The organism is Aquabacterium sp. OR-4, from assembly GCF_025290835.2.
Lineage (GTDB): Bacteria > Pseudomonadota > Gammaproteobacteria > Burkholderiales > Burkholderiaceae_C > Pseudaquabacterium.
Window position 1 is genome coordinate 958,900 of record NZ_JAOCQD020000002.1, and the last position, 14,010, is coordinate 972,909.

Consider the following 14,010-nt stretch of genomic DNA (forward strand, 5'->3'; position numbering starts at 1 on the left):
CGGCCTCGGCAGCCTGAGCTTGGCAGCCAGCCCGGGCGCCCGCGGCGCCTGCCCCGCCTCAGTTGCCGATGCGGATGCGCGTGGCCTCGAGCACGCGGCCGTCGGCGGCCAGCTGCCCGGTGACGCGCAGGCCCACGCCGGCGGCCAGGTCGGCCAGCGCACCGCGCTCGAACACCAGGTCGCTGCGCGCCAGGCTGACCACGGTGCTGCGGCCGGCCACCTGCACCACCATGCTCAGCGTGGCGCGGTCGATGCTGGCCACCGTGCCGCGCAGCTCGAAGCTGCGCGCCTGGCTGTCGCTGTCCACCTCCACGCGGCTGGCCTGCAGCACGTTGTTCTGCACCGTGCCCTTGACCTCGACCCGGCTGCCGCGCTGCACGCTGCCGCTCACCGTGGCGGCGCTGCTGTCCACCGTGACGCCATCCACGACGAAGCGCGTGGCCGAGCTCATGCTGCTCACCAGGCCTTGCAGCTCCACCACCGCGCCGCTGCGCCCGGGCAGGCTGCTGTCGGTCTTCTGGCCGCTGGTCTGCCAGCGGCCGTTGCCGTCGATGCTGCCCTGCAGCGCCAGCTTGACCACGGTGCCGTCGCTCAGGCCGCTGGTGCTCGACAGGCTGTAGGTCTGACTGCCGATGGTGCAGGTCTGGCGCGCGAAGTCGATCGCGCTGACCGGGCCGCGCACGCTGTAGCTGCTGCCGGCCGCGGCCGGGGCAATGCGCGTGGCCAGCACGCTGGCGCTGGTGCTGTCGTAGTCGCCATAGACCTCGATGACTCCGGCCTGGGCGATGCTGGCCAGGCCCCGGGTGAAGCTGGCGTCGAGCACGGTGGCGCTGCCGATGCTCACCACCTGGCCCAGCACGCTGAGCTGGCCGCCGGCCGAGACCTGCGGCGGGCCCACCAGGGTGCGGCTGGTGCGCACGCTGCTGGCGGTGGCCACCTGGGTGCCGTCGGCCGTGGCGGTGATGGCGCCGGCCTGCACCTGCACCACCATGCCCAGCGCAAGCTGGCTGCGCTCGAGCGGCAGGCCGTCGTCGTCGCTGACGCTGGCCGTGCCCTCGTCGAAGTGCACGCCGTTGACGATGATCGAGCCATAGCCGGTGATCGGCCCCGAGGCATAGGACGAGCCGGTGCCCTCGATGCCGACGCCGCCGCCGCAGCCGTGCAGGCTGCCCAGCAGCAGTGCGGCCAGCGCCGCGGCCAGAAGGGCCACGCCGAAGGCCAGCACATCGGTGGCGCCCTCGCGCAGCGCGCTGCGCGAGAGGGTGGCCAGCCGCGCGCGCAGGCGGCCGGACCAGGCGCGTCGCGCCTCGGGTCTGAGCGTGGAGTCGTGGGCGTTCATCGCGGTGGTTCCGGAGCGTCGGGCGCAGACTCGTCCTGCGCCAGGGCATACAGACCCAGCCGCACGCGCTGGCGGGCCGGGTGGATGGAGGGATCGGCCGGGCCGCCTTGGCTGGCCGCCTGCTGGTCGGCGGCCTGGGCCGCGGCGGCGTCGCGGGCCACCAGCTGTTCCAGCGCCGGCACCAGCGCATCGACCAGCTCGCTCCAGCGCGCGCGCAGCAGGCGGTCGAGCTCGGCCACCGATTCGCGGCTCAGGCCGCCGGCAAACACCGCCTGCTCGAAGTGCCGTGGCGCCTCGGCCAGCACGTTGTCGACCGCCGCCTCGAGGTGGTCGCCCACGTTGTTGCCCAGCGCGCGCAGCATGCGCCGGCTGTCGCCGCTGGGCACGAAATCCTCGCGCAGCAGGCGCACGGTGTCGCGGCCGGTGTCATGGGCGGCCAGGCCCAGGCGCTGCAGCTCGTCGAGCAGGCTGCGCGGGTGCACGTCGCGGGTGATGGCCTGGGCCAGGCTCTCGAAGCTGGGCGCCGGGCCCTGGCGCGGCAGCTCGGCCGGCGAGCCGCGGCGGTCGCAGTAGTCGCGCTGGGTGCGCCAGTGGGCAAACAGCTCGCTGGCCAGCGAGCGCTGCGGCGGTGGCTGGCGCGCCCCGCCCTCGCGCAGCGCGCCCACCAGGCGCGTGACCTCGCGGCGGTGGATGCCGGTGGCGGTGCTGATGCGGCTGACCCGCCGGTGCGGCGGCAGCTCGGCATGCTGGCGATCGGCCGCATCCACCAGGGCCAGCTTGACCAGTTCGTCCAGCGTGGCATGCGTGACCCCGCGCGCCAGCGCCAGCCGGGCCAGCGGCCCGAGCAGGCGGCGCAGTGCCTCGGCCAGCGCATCGGCGGGGCCGGGGTGGGCGGCGGCGGGGTCGGTGGGGCTCACGTGGGAACGGCTGGCTTGAAGGGGTCGGCGGCGGCGGGCGGCGCGATGCTACGCCGCCCGTCGCGGGGCCAGCTTCAGCTCTCGAACTTGATCGCCGTGGCGACGATCTTGGTGCGCGTGCTGCCGACGCCGCCGCGCACCTCGACCTTCACGCCATTGGCCAGCGTGGCCTCGGTGCCGTTGGTCCAGGTGAGGCTGCTGCTGTAGTCGACCGTCACGTTGACCTTGCTGCCCACCACGACGAAGGTCTTGGCCGTGGTGTCCAGGCTGCCCACCGTGCCGTGCAGCTCGAAGCGGCCCTTGCCGCCGTTGCCCTTGTCGTAGCTGTCGACGACCACGCTGGTGGCCACCAGCACGCCATTGCTCAGGCTGCCCTTGACCACCACCGAGACGCCGGCGGCCAGCGTGCTGCCGGTGGGCGTGACGGTGGCGCCGCTGGCATCCACCTTGACGCCGGCCACGGTGAAGCTGGTGGCCGAGGTGAAGCTGCTGATGTCGCCGCGCACGGCCACCGTGGTGACGCTGCCGGTGTCGGTGCTGACCAGGGCCCTGCCGGCATCCACGCGGGTGGCGGTCCAGGCGTCGGCGCTGGTGGCGGGCGCGGTGGTGGCCAGCGTCACGCGCACGGTGGCGCCATCGGCCAGGGTCGAGGTCAGCGCGGTGGCGCTGGCGTAGGCGATCTTGGCCGCGCCGATGCTGAAGCTCTTGGCCGTGGTGTCGAGGCCCGACACCGTGCCCACCAGCTTGTAGGCGGTAGCGCTGGTCTTGGACTCGATGCGCGTGGCCACCAGGCGGCCGGTGGCGCTGTCGGGCAGCGCGTGCACCTCGACCACCGCGCCGTCGCTCAGCGCCGACAGGCCGGCGGCCAGCGTGTCGTCAAACACCGTGCTGTCGGTCACGTCCACCGGCTGGCCCAGCACCACCAGGCTGCCGCTGCTGCCGCTGATCACCAGGCTGCCGGCCTCGACCGGGCCGCGCAGGCGGCTGCCCACGCGGATGCCGTGGGCCTTGGCGCTGCGGCTGCTGGTGTCGACCGTGCCGCTGTCGACGGCGGCGGTCATGCCCAGTGCCATCTTGATCTCGCTGCCGCTGTCATCCACCGCCTTGACGCTGCTGTCGTCGTAGCGCACGCCGTTGACGATGACCGAGCCGAAGCCGGTGATCGCGCCTTCGGTGAAATCGGTGGCGCTGGCCGTGCTGACGGTGCTGCCCGAGGCGCTGGTGGTGCTGGCCTCGCCACCGCCGCCGCCACAGCCGGCCAGCAGGGCCAGGCTGGCCGCCAGGCAGGCGGCCGGCAAGGCCAGGCGGTCAGACCAGCGGGCGCGGCGCGGCGGCCGGGCGGCCGGGGTGTGGGCTGCCGCGGCGGGCGTCGGGTCGTGCGGCAGGGGATCGAACAGGCTCATGGCAGGTCTCCGGCAAGGATGAAGGCCGTCCCACAAGAGGACTGGGCCGATGTCGCGTTGCCAGTATATGTGCAACTTGCACATTTAATCGATGAACTGGTGACGCAAACATGTCCAGTTGTCGCGACCCACAATCCGGGCATGAGCTCGCCGAACCGCTTCAAGAGCGAATTCCCCCTCGGGGGGATGGCGCAGCGCGCCAAGGGGGTGACGTGAGCTCGCCGCCGCGCCGCCGCTGGATCGCCCACCTGGACATGGATGCCTTCTATGCCTCGGTGGAGCTGCTGCGCTATCCGGAGCTGACGGGCCAGCCGGTGGTCATCGGCGGCGGCCGGCGCCACCAGCCCGAGTGCCTGCCCGACGGCAAGCGGCGCTTTGCCCGGCTGGCCGGGTATGCCGGGCGCGGCGTGGTCACCACCGCCACCTACGCCGCGCGCGACTACGGCGTGCACTCGGGCATGGGCCTGATGAAGGCCGCCGTGCGCGCGCCCGACGCGGTGCTGCTGCCCACCGACTTCGAGCAGTACCGGCTGTACTCGCGCCGCTTCAAGGCCGCGGTGGCCGAACTGGCGCCGGTGATCGAGGACCGCGGCATCGACGAGATCTACATCGACCTCACCGAGGTGCCCGGCGCGCAGGAGCCGCTGGGCCACGACCCGCACGGCGGCGTGCGCGCGCTGGCGCTCGAGATCAAGAACAACGTGCGCTCGGCCACCGGCCTGTCCTGCTCGATCGGCGTGACGCCGAACAAGCTGCTGTCCAAGATCGCCAGCGAGCTCGACAAGCCCGACGGCCTGGCCCTGCTGACCGAGGCCGACATCGCCAGCCGCATCTGGCCGCTGCCGGTGCGCAGCATCAACGGCATCGGTCCCAAGGCAGGCGCGCGGCTGGCCGCGCTGGGCTGGAAGACCGTGGGCGATGTGGCCGCCCAGCCGCCGGCGCTGCTGGTCGAGCAGTTCGGCCGCAGCTACGGCACCTGGCTGCACGAGGCCTCGCACGGCCACGACGAGCGCCCGGTGGTCACCTACAGCGAGCCGGTGTCGATGAGCCGCGAGACCACCTTCGAGCGCGACCTGCATGCCCAGCGCGACCGCGCCGAGCTGGGCGCCATCTTCACCCGGCTGGCCGAGCAGGTGGCCGGCGACCTGCAGCGCAAGGGCTATGTCGGCCGCACCATCGGCATCAAGCTGCGCTTTGACGATTTCAAGACCGTCACCCGCGACCTGACCGTGGAAACACCCACCGCCGAGGCCAGCGCCATCCGCCTGGCCGCCGGCCTGTGCCTGAAGCGTGTGGACCTGAGCCGCCGGCTGCGCCTGCTAGGGGTGCGGGTGGGCGCGCTGCAGCGTGCCGCGCTTCTATCATCGGCGCCACCATGATGCCCTCTGCCCTGCCCCCATGCGCCCCGCGCACCCACGGCTACGCCCCGCGCACCCACGGCCTCGCCCGGCGCACCCTTGGCCGTGCCACCGCGCGCAGCCTGCTGGCCATCACCCTGCTGGGCGGCCAGGCCGCGCTCAACGCACAGGCCGGCCAGCTGCAGGTGAGCGTGCTGGACGCCGACGGCAAGCCCGCGCCCGATGTGGTGGTGAGCGCGCAGCCCACCGGCATCTGGCCCTCGCAGCCGCTGCCCGAGCCGGCGCTGATCGTGCAGCAGGGCAGCAAGTTTCTGCCCTATGTCACCGCGGTGCCGGTGGGGGCCACGGTGCGCTTCGTCAACCGCGACCGCTACGACCACCATGTGCGCTCGCAGCCCGGCGGGCCGCTGGGCAGCATTGCGCCGGCGCAGCAGTTCGAGTTTCGCCTCGGCGCCTTGCGCGGCGGCAAGGAAGCAACGCAGGACCTGAAGGCCGAGACGGCCGGCGTGGTGACCCTGGGCTGCCACCTGCACGGCGCCATGCGTGGCCACCTGGTGATCAGCAGCACGCCCTGGGTGGCGGTGAGCAACGAGCGCGGCGAGGTCACCCTGCCCAACCTGCCCGACGGCCCGGTGCAGCTGCGCGTGTGGCACCCCGACCAGCTGGTCGAGCAGCCGGTGATGCGGGTGCAGGCGGCCGGCCAGGCCAGCGCCGAGGCGCGGCTGAACTTCGCACCCAAGCCGCGCCGCAGCCCGCCCACGCCGCCGCGCGACTACAACACCACCTACTGATTGCGCCCGCGGCGGGGCCGGCGCTACGCGGTCGGTTCGCTGCCCGCCCCGGCGCGGCGCGGCGCCCCGGGCAGGCGCGTGGGCAGACGCCACATCCACCAGGCCACCACGGCACAGCAGGCGGCCGGCACCCAGCACCAGCGCAGCGGCAGCCGCAGGCCGCCCAGCACGCAGCCGATGGCCATCATCGTCCAGGCCAGCTGCTTGGCGCGCAGCGGGATCGCCCGGTGCTCGCGCCAGTCGCGCACCATCGGCCCGAAGCGCGGGTGCCCCAGCAGCCAGGCCTCGCAGCGCTTGCTGCCGCGCGCAAAGCAGAACGCCGCCAGCAGCACGAAGGGCGTGGTGGGCAGCAGCGGCACGAAGATGCCCACGATGCCGGTGAGCAGGCTGGCCAGACCGGCCAGCAGCCACAGCACCCGCGCCCACAGCGGCTGGCGGGGCGCCTGCGCAGGCGGCGTGTCGGGCAGGCTCATGGCAGCGATGCTATCCGCCCCGGCCGGCCCTTGCGCTGCCACAAGCGCAGGCCACCGGCCGCGGCGCGGCGGCGCACGGCGCCTGCTACGCTCGCGCCTCTGCCAAAGCCCTGACCCGATAGCCATGTCCACTCTCGCCTGGAGCGCCGATCTCGCCCTCGACCACCCCCGCATGGACGGCACGCACGAGGAGTTCGTGGCCCTGCTGGCCGACACCGAGGCCGCCTTGACGCTGGACGAGGCCACGCTGCTGACGCGCTGGACCACGCTGTGCGAGCACACGGTCGAGCATTTCGGCCAGGAAGACCGCTGGATGCAGGCCACCGGCTTTGCGCCCGAAAACTGCCACACCTTCCAGCACAAGGCCGTGCTCGACGTGATGCTCGAATGCGCCAAGCGCGCCCGCGAGCAGGCCGATTTCGAGCCGCTGCGCCTGGCCGTGGGCGAGCTGGCGATCTGGTTTCCGCAGCACGCCCGGCAGATGGACGCCGCCCTCGCCCAGCACATGGCCCTGGTCGGCTTCGACCCCGAGACCGGCCGCTGCGCGGTGACGCTGGACGGCAATGGCGAACCGCTGCGCGAGCCGGCGCTCGAGCCGATCACCGGCTGCGGCGGCAGCAGCTGCGGCTGACAACCCCAGCCCCCGCGGCCCCCGCCGCGCCTGACGGCCGCGACGTCGCTGCGCGGCAGCGCACCCGCGCCCCGCAGGCCGACAATCGCCGGCCATGACCGCGCCCCCCGTCCACCCGCACGACCTGCGCTTTCCGTCCATCGACGGCCTGCGCGCCTTCGAGGCCGCGGCGCGGCTGGGCAGCTTCGAGCGCGCGGCCGACGAGCTGGCCATCACCGCCAGCGCGGTGAGCAAGCGCGTGGCCACGCTGGAAGACCTGCTGGGCACGCCGCTGCTCAGCCGCGGCGCCAAGGCCTTGCTGCTCACCGCGGCCGGCAAGGAATACCTGGGCCAGGTGCGCGACGCGCTGGCCCTGCTGGCCACCATGCCGCTGCACCAGCGCCGCACGCAGCGCCAGCAGCGCCTGCGGGTCAGCGTGCCGCCCACCTTTGCGCGCCAGGTGATGGTGGCCGGGCTGGATGCCTTCTGCGCCGCGCACCCCGAGATCGAGCTGGAGGTGCTGCTGTCGATCCCCTACCTCGACGGCACGCCGCACGACAGCGACATCGAGGTGCGGGTCAGCGATCCGGCGCTGCTGCCGGGCTCGGTGGTGCTGCTCGACGACCGCGTCGTGGCCGTGGCCGCGCCGGCGCTGCTCGCGCGCCTGCCGCCGCTGCACACGCCGGCCGCCCTGGCCCATGCGCCGCTGCTGCGCACGCCGCTGGAACCCTGGACCCCCTGGCTGCGCGCCGCCGGCCTGCCCTGGCCCGAGCCGGCCAGCGGCCCCAAGCTGCTCGACCTGGGCCTCACGCTCGAGGCCGCGGTGTGCGGCCAGGGCGTGGCGCTGGCGCGGCCCACGCTGGCGCGCCAGTGGCTTGAGAGCGGCACCCTGCGCCCGCTGTTCGCGCACATCACCGCGCCGGCCGCCGCGCCCTATGTGCTGATGCCGCATGCCGGCCACGGCGGCCACACCGGCAGCAGCGGCAGCAGCGGCAGCAGCGGCAGCGGCCAAGCCGACCACCAGGCCGCCGCCGCCTTTGCGCAGTGGCTGCAGGCGCAGTGCGCTGCCGCCTCGGCGCGCGCGGCGGAATGGCTTTCCGGCCTGGGCTGAAGATTCTTCCGCCGCGGCCGCGCGCGGCGCCGCTAGCATCACCGGCTGCCCCCTTGAATTGCCGGAGACAAGAGCCGATGACCGTCATCACCTGCATCGAAGACCTGCGTGTGCTGGCCGAGAAGCGCGTGCCGCGCATGTTCTACGACTACGCCGACTCGGGCAGCTGGACCGAAGGCACCTACCGCGCCAACGAGAGCGACTTCCACGGCATCAAGCTGCGCCAGCGCGTGGCCGTGAACATGGAAAACCGCAGCACCGCCACCACCCTGGTCGGCCAGGCGGCCAAGATGCCGGTGGCCATCGCCCCGGTGGGCCTGACCGGCATGCAGCATGCCGACGGCGAGATCCACGCCGCCCGCGCGGCCGAGAAGTTCGGCATCCCGTTCACGCTCAGCACCATGAGCATCTGCTCGATCGAGGACATCGCCGAGCACACCAGCGCGCCGTTCTGGTTCCAGCTCTACATGATGCGCGACCGCGAGGCCATGGGCCGCATGATCGACCGCTGCAAGGCCGCCAAGTGCAGCGCGCTGGTGCTGACGCTCGACCTGCAGGTCATCGGCCAGCGCCACAAGGATCTGAAGAACGGCCTCACCGCGCCGCCGCGGCCCACGCTGCGCAACATCGTCAACCTGATGACCAAGCCGCGCTGGTGCTTAGGCATGGCCGGCACCCGGCGCCACACCTTCCGCAACCTGGTGGGCCATGTGAAGGGCGTCAGCGACATGAGCAGCCTGGCCGCCTGGACCAACGAGCAGTTCGACCCGCGCCTGAGCTGGCCCGACGTGGCCTGGGTGAAGGAGCGCTGGGGCGGCAAGCTGATCCTCAAGGGCATCATGGATGTCGAGGACGCGCAGCTGGCCGTGCACAGCGGTGCCGACGCCATCGTGGTCAGCAACCACGGCGGCCGCCAGCTGGATGGCGCGCCGTCGAGCATCAGCGCCCTGCCGGCCATCGTGGCCGCGGTGGGCAGCCAGATCGAGGTCTGGATGGACGGCGGCATCCGCAGCGGCCAGGACGTGCTGAAGGCCTGGGCCCTGGGCGCCCGCGGCACGATGATCGGCCGCGCCATGGTCTACGGCCTGGGCGCGATGGGCGAGGCCGGCGTCACCCGCGCGCTGCAGATCCTGCACAAGGAGCTGGACGTGACCATGGCCTTTTGCGGCCACACCCAGCTGCGCAACGTGGACACACGCATCCTGCTGCCGGGCACCTACCCGAAGGGCTGACCCGGCGTCACGCTCAGGCGCTTTCCTTCTCCTGCAGCAGCCGCCACATCACCTTGCCCGAGCCGCTCTTGGGCAGGGCGTCGACAAAGTCGACGCTGCGCGGCACCTTGTAGGCTGCCATGTGCTCGCGGGCCCAGGCGATGATGTCGTCGGGGGTGGCGCTGCCACGGTGCTCGGCGCGCAGCACCACCACGGCCTTGACCGATTCGCCGCGGTAGGCGTCGCGGGTGCCGATCACGCAGGCCTCCTGCACCAGCGGGCACTTGAACAGCAGCAGCTCCACCTCGCTGGGCCACACCTTGTAGCCGCTGGCGTTGATCATGCGCTTGAGGCGGTCGGTGATGAAGAAGTAGCCCTCCTCGTCCATGCGGCCCAGGTCGCCGGTGCGGAAAAAGGTCTTGCCGTCCAGCTCGATGAAGGCCGCCCGGGTGGCCTCGGGGTGGCCCCAGTAGCCCTTGAAGACCTGCGGGCCGCAGCTGACGATCTCGCCGGTCTCGCCGATGGGCAGCTCCTTGAGCGTGTCGGGGTCGATGATGCGCGAGTCGGTGCCGATGATCGGGATGCCCAGGCATTGCAGCTTGGCGCGCTCGGGCGGGTTGGCATGCGTGGGCGCGGCGGTCTCGGTGAGGCCGTAGCCCTCGGCAAAGGTGATGTTGAACTCGCGCTGCAGGCGCTCGGCCACCGCCTGCGGCATGGCCGCGCCACCGCCCGACACGTACTTGAGGCTCGACAGGTCGAAGCTGGCGTAGTGCGGGCTGGCGAACAGGTCGATGATCATCGTCGGGATGCAGGTCCAGTGCGTCACGCGGTGGCGGCTGATGATGCGGCCGGCCAGCTCGCGGTCCCAGCGCGGCAGGATCACCGTGGTGGCCCCGCCGGCCACCGAGCCCACGCAGCCGTAGATGAAGCCGGTGATGTGGAACATCGGCACCACGCCCAGGCTCACCGCCTCGGCACCCGAGTGGCCCCACACGCCGCCGCCCATCACGTTGTGCATCAGCGTGCGGTGGGTGTGCATGCAGCCCTTGGGCAGGCCGGTGGTGCCGCTGGTGTAGGGCAGCAGGGCCAGGTCGTCGGGGCCGGCGGTGTGGGCGCGGGCCACGTGGCCGGCGGCCAGCGCATCGTTCCAGCGGGTCACCGGCGCGGCGCCTGCGGGCAGGGCCGGGTCGGCCAGCAGCCAGTCGAGCACCGGCTGCGACGGGCGCTCGGCCTCGTCCAGCCGCTCGGGCATGGCGTCGGCAAAGCGCGTGGCCACGATGTGCTGCAGCTGCTGCGCGGCGGGCAGGCGGCCGTTGGCCTCGGCCACGATGCCGGCCAGATCGGCGGTGGTGAGCACCACCTTCGTGCCGGGGTCGGTGATGTAGTGGCCAAACTCGTCGGCACGGTTCATCGGGTTGACCGGCACCACCACGGCGTCGGCGCGCAGCACCGCATGCACCGCCACCACGAACTGCGGGCAGTTCTGCATGAACACCGCCACGCGGTCACCCTTGGCCACGCCATGGGCCTGCAGCCAGCCGGCCAGCGCCTCGGCCTGGCGCTTGAGCTCGGCAAAGCCCAGCGGCCGGCCAAAGAACAGGTAGGCCGGCTTGTCGGGGTAGCGGCGGGCCGTGACCTCGAGGTTGAACCACAGGCTGGTTTCGGGCAGCACCAGGTGGCGGGGCAGGCGCTTGGGCCAGATGGCATGGTGCGGGCGGGTAGCGGTCATCGTCGACAGGGGTGTGGTGAAAGCCATGAGCGGATGCCGAGCCCGCTGCCTTGCGCAGCGGAATACACCGGCGGTGCGCCGGTGTACCGCAGCGCGCTGGGTCTGGGCATCCCCGCGAACCCGCGAAATGTCGCCCTGGCGACGCCGCCCGACATGCACAGCGGAATACCGCGGCCGCGTCGCTGCGCGGCCACGTCGCCGCCGCCGGATCACCACGGCACCACCACCGGATCGCCACCGGATCGCCACCGCGCCACCACCGCACCGCCACCGCACCGCCACCCGGGCGCGTTACCATGGACGCTCTGGTTTTTCGAGACTGCGCCGATGTTCCGACGTCGTCTTTTCGGCTTTGCCACGCTGGCCCTGCTCAGGCCTGACGCCTGGGCGCTGCCGTCGCCCACCGGCCCGGTGCTGCTCACCGTGTCGGGCCGCCTGCGCCAGGCCGGCGCGGCGGCGAGCTTCGACATGGCCATGCTCGAGCGCCTGCCGCAGGCCCACATCCACACCCACACCCCCTGGTACGCGCAGGCGCGGCGCTTCAGCGGCCCGCTGCTGCGCGAGGTGATCGCGGCCGCCGGCGGCCAGTTGCTGCCCGGCGGCACGCTGCGCGCCCGGGCCCTGAACGACTACGCAGTCGAGATCCCGGCCAACGACGCGCTGCGTTATGACATCGTGCTGGCGCGCCTGATGGACGACAAGCCGATGCCGGTGCGCGACAAGGGGCCGCTGTTCATCGTCTACCCGTTCGACGGCCACCGCGAGCTGCGCAATGCGGTGTACTACAGCCGCTGCGCCTGGCAGCTCAAGTCCATCGAGGTGCTGTGAACACGCCGCGGCTGTCGCCCTGGTTCGGCATCGTGGGCCTGGCCCTGCTGGCCACGCTGCTGGCGGCCGCCTTCGTGCAGGCGCGGCAGTTCGCGCTGCTCAACCTCACCGTGCAATACCAGGACGACTACCTGGTGCTCAACCTGTACCAGGTGGAGACCGAGTACCTGCGCCTGCGCGAGCAGTGGCAAAAGCCCGCCGAGCAGGCCGACAGCACGGCGCTGAAGCTGCGCTACGACATCTTTCTGTCGCGCGTGGGCCTGCTCGACAACGAGCGCGCCTCGCGCCTGCTGGGCAGCTCCAGCCAGGCCAGCACGGCCCTCAGCGCGATTGCCGCCTTCACCCGCCGTGCCGACCTGTACCTGGGCGACGGCACCCGCGCCGATGCCATCAGCCCGCAGGCCGCCGACGCGCTGCTGCAAGACCTGCTGGCGCTCGACGCGCCGATCCACCAGCTGATGCTGGAGGCCTCGCACCGCGTGGCGATGCAGGTCACCGAGCGCCAGGAGAAGGTGCGCCAGCACAACCGCATCGGCCTGGCGCTGACCGGTTTTCTGGTGGCCATGGTGATGCTGTTTGCCGGCCTGGCGATGCGCCAGATGCGCAAGCTCGACGAACGCCACCAGCGCCTGCAGACCCTGGCCGACGAGCTGCGCGACGCGCGCATCGACGCCGAGGACGCCAATGCCGCCAAGAGCGAGTTCCTGGCCGACATGAGCCACGAGCTGCGCACGCCGCTGCACGGCCTGCTGGGCATGCTGTCGCTGGTGAAGGACTCCCCGCGCGACCCGCGTTCGGCCGAATGGCTGGGCGTGGCCGACGACTCGGCCAACCACCTGCTGCGCCTGCTCGACGACATCCTCGACCTGGCCAAGCTCGAATCGGGCTCGCTGCGCCTGGTGCCGCAGGCGGTGCACCTGCCCACGCTGCTGCGCGAGGTGCAGGCCTTGCTGCTGCCCAATGCCCAGGCCAAGGGCCTGGCGCTGCAGCTCGAGGCCGCCGACGGCCTGCCGGCGCATGTGCAGCTCGACCCCACGCGGGTGCGCCAGGTGCTCTACAACCTGCTGGCCAATGCCATCAAGTTCTCGGATGCCGGCGCCATCGTGCTGCGCTGCGGCCGCCAGGCCGCCGACGACGGCGCGCCGCGCCTGGTGTTTGCGGTGGCCGACACCGGCATCGGCATGGACCGGCACACGCTGTCGCAGCTGTTTCGCCGCTTCGGCCGGGCCGACGACCCGCTGGCCCGGCGCCAGGCCGGCACCGGCCTGGGCCTGGCCATCTCGCGCAACCTGGCGCGGCTGATGGGCGGCGAGATCGCGGTGCGCAGCGCGCCGGGCGCCGGCAGCGTGTTCACCTTCCACTGCCCGCTGCTGCTGAGCCCGGCCGCGCCGGCCCGGCCCGGCCTGCTGCCGCCGGCGCCGCTGCGCTCGCTGTCGGTGCTGGTGGCCGAAGACCACCCGGTCAACCGCCTGTACATGGCCGCGCTGCTCGAGCGCCTGGGCCACCAGGGCCGCTTTGCCGAGAACGGGCTCGAGGCGCTGCAGGCCGTGCAGGCCGCCGCCGAACAGCCTTTTGACATCGTGCTGATGGACGTGCACATGCCGGTGATGGACGGCGTGGCCGCCATCGAGGCCATTCGTGCCCTGCCCGGCACGGCCGGCCGCACCACCATCGTGGCGCTGACCGCCGACGTGTTTGCCGACACCCGCGAGCGCTGCCTGCGCGCCGGCGTGAGCGAGGTGGTGGCCAAGCCGGTCAGCCTGACCGGGCTGCAGGCGCTGTTTGCGCGCCTGTTCGGCACCGCCACCGAGCTGCCGCCGGTGCCGGCGCTGCAGGTGGAGGGGGGCGACACGGTGCCCCTGCTCGATCGCCAGATGCTGCGCAATGTGCGCGAGCTGATGGGCGCCGAGCAGCTGCCGGGCCTGTACGGCGGCTTTTTTCAGCAGGTGGACGATGCCTCGCGCCGCATGCGCGAGGCCATGCGCGAGGCCGATGCCGAAGCCCTGCGGCGCGCGGCGCACAGCGTCAAGGGCGCGGCGCTCAACCTGGGCCTGTCGGCCCTGGCCGAGGCGGCCGCCACACTGAGCCGCGACGCGCGCCAGCTGGGCGCCGCGGCCCTGGCGCTGGCGCTGCAGCGCTTTGACGAGACGCTGGCCGCCACCCGCGTGCTGTGCGTCAGCGAAGGCCTGCTGGCCACCAGCCCCGCCGCCACCGCACCGGCGCCCTGAGCCGCGCCCACG

The 14,010-nt window shown here is 72.7% G+C and carries 12 protein-coding genes; 7 read left to right on the forward strand and 5 right to left on the reverse strand.

All coding sequences use genetic code 11. The features are described from left to right. Window positions 1-58: 58 nt before the first annotated feature. The 3 genes from N4G63_RS16575 to N4G63_RS16585 all read right to left on the reverse strand — a co-directional run bounded on the left by N4G63_RS16575 (window position 59) and on the right by N4G63_RS16585 (window position 3,659). Window positions 59-1,339 carry a DUF5666 domain-containing protein gene (locus N4G63_RS16575; protein ID WP_314599944.1) on the reverse strand — a complete coding sequence of 427 codons (1,281 nt, stop codon included), beginning with the start codon at window positions 1,337-1,339 and terminating at the stop codon, window positions 59-61. Then, window positions 1,336-2,256, reverse strand: coding sequence for a DUF6502 family protein (locus tag N4G63_RS16580; protein WP_260786545.1), 921 nt, complete (start codon window positions 2,254-2,256; stop codon window positions 1,336-1,338). The genes N4G63_RS16575 and N4G63_RS16580 overlap by 4 nt, the downstream gene beginning before the upstream one ends. Window positions 2,257-2,330: 74 nt before the next feature. Beyond that, a complete protein-coding gene (locus N4G63_RS16585) occupies window positions 2,331-3,659 on the reverse strand; it encodes a DUF5666 domain-containing protein (RefSeq protein ID WP_314599945.1) in 1,329 nt (442 codons plus the stop codon). A 212-nt stretch (window positions 3,660-3,871) separates the two neighbouring features. Here N4G63_RS16585 and dinB point away from each other — a divergent pair, with 212 nt between their 5' ends. Beyond that, a complete protein-coding gene (gene dinB, locus N4G63_RS16590; protein ID WP_260786547.1) occupies window positions 3,872-5,038 on the forward strand; it encodes a DNA polymerase IV in 1,167 nt (388 codons plus the stop codon). After that, complete coding sequence (locus N4G63_RS16595; protein ID WP_314599946.1) at window positions 5,035-5,808, forward strand: cupredoxin domain-containing protein; 774 nt, start codon at window positions 5,035-5,037, stop codon at window positions 5,806-5,808. Before dinB ends, N4G63_RS16595 begins: the two co-directional genes overlap by 4 nt. A gap of 23 nt (window positions 5,809-5,831) precedes the next feature. On the opposite strand, the gene N4G63_RS16600 is transcribed toward N4G63_RS16595, so the two are convergent. Further along, a complete protein-coding gene (locus N4G63_RS16600) occupies window positions 5,832-6,281 on the reverse strand; it encodes a YbaN family protein (protein ID WP_260786549.1) in 450 nt (149 codons plus the stop codon). A 124-nt stretch (window positions 6,282-6,405) separates the two neighbouring features. On the opposite strand from N4G63_RS16600, the gene N4G63_RS16605 reads away from it, so the two are divergent. From N4G63_RS16605 to N4G63_RS16615, 3 genes are all read left to right on the forward strand, one after another. After that, complete coding sequence (locus N4G63_RS16605) at window positions 6,406-6,912, forward strand: hemerythrin domain-containing protein (protein ID WP_260786550.1); 507 nt, start codon at window positions 6,406-6,408, stop codon at window positions 6,910-6,912. A gap of 94 nt (window positions 6,913-7,006) precedes the next feature. Next, window positions 7,007-8,002 (forward strand): LysR family transcriptional regulator, encoded by a 996-nt coding sequence (locus N4G63_RS16610; protein WP_314599947.1) that lies wholly within the window; start codon window positions 7,007-7,009, stop codon window positions 8,000-8,002. 77 nt (window positions 8,003-8,079) lie between these two features. After that, window positions 8,080-9,234 carry an alpha-hydroxy acid oxidase gene (locus N4G63_RS16615; protein WP_260786551.1) on the forward strand — a complete coding sequence of 385 codons (1,155 nt, stop codon included), beginning with the start codon at window positions 8,080-8,082 and terminating at the stop codon, window positions 9,232-9,234. Window positions 9,235-9,247: 13 nt separating this feature from the next. Here the strand turns inward: N4G63_RS16615 and N4G63_RS16620 are convergent, their stop codons facing one another. Beyond that, window positions 9,248-10,942 (reverse strand): long-chain fatty acid--CoA ligase, encoded by a 1,695-nt coding sequence (locus N4G63_RS16620; RefSeq protein ID WP_260786552.1) that lies wholly within the window; start codon window positions 10,940-10,942, stop codon window positions 9,248-9,250. A gap of 327 nt (window positions 10,943-11,269) precedes the next feature. On the opposite strand from N4G63_RS16620, the gene N4G63_RS16625 reads away from it, so the two are divergent. Together N4G63_RS16625 and N4G63_RS16630 are read left to right on the forward strand one after the other, a co-directional pair. Next, window positions 11,270-11,770, forward strand: coding sequence for a putative pterin-binding protein (locus N4G63_RS16625; protein WP_260786553.1), 501 nt, complete (start codon window positions 11,270-11,272; stop codon window positions 11,768-11,770). Beyond that, window positions 11,767-13,998: an ATP-binding protein gene (locus N4G63_RS16630; RefSeq protein ID WP_314599948.1), complete on the forward strand. Its 2,232-nt coding sequence runs from the start codon at window positions 11,767-11,769 to the stop codon at window positions 13,996-13,998. The genes N4G63_RS16625 and N4G63_RS16630 overlap by 4 nt, the downstream gene beginning before the upstream one ends. The last annotated feature ends 12 nt before the right edge of the window (window positions 13,999-14,010 follow it).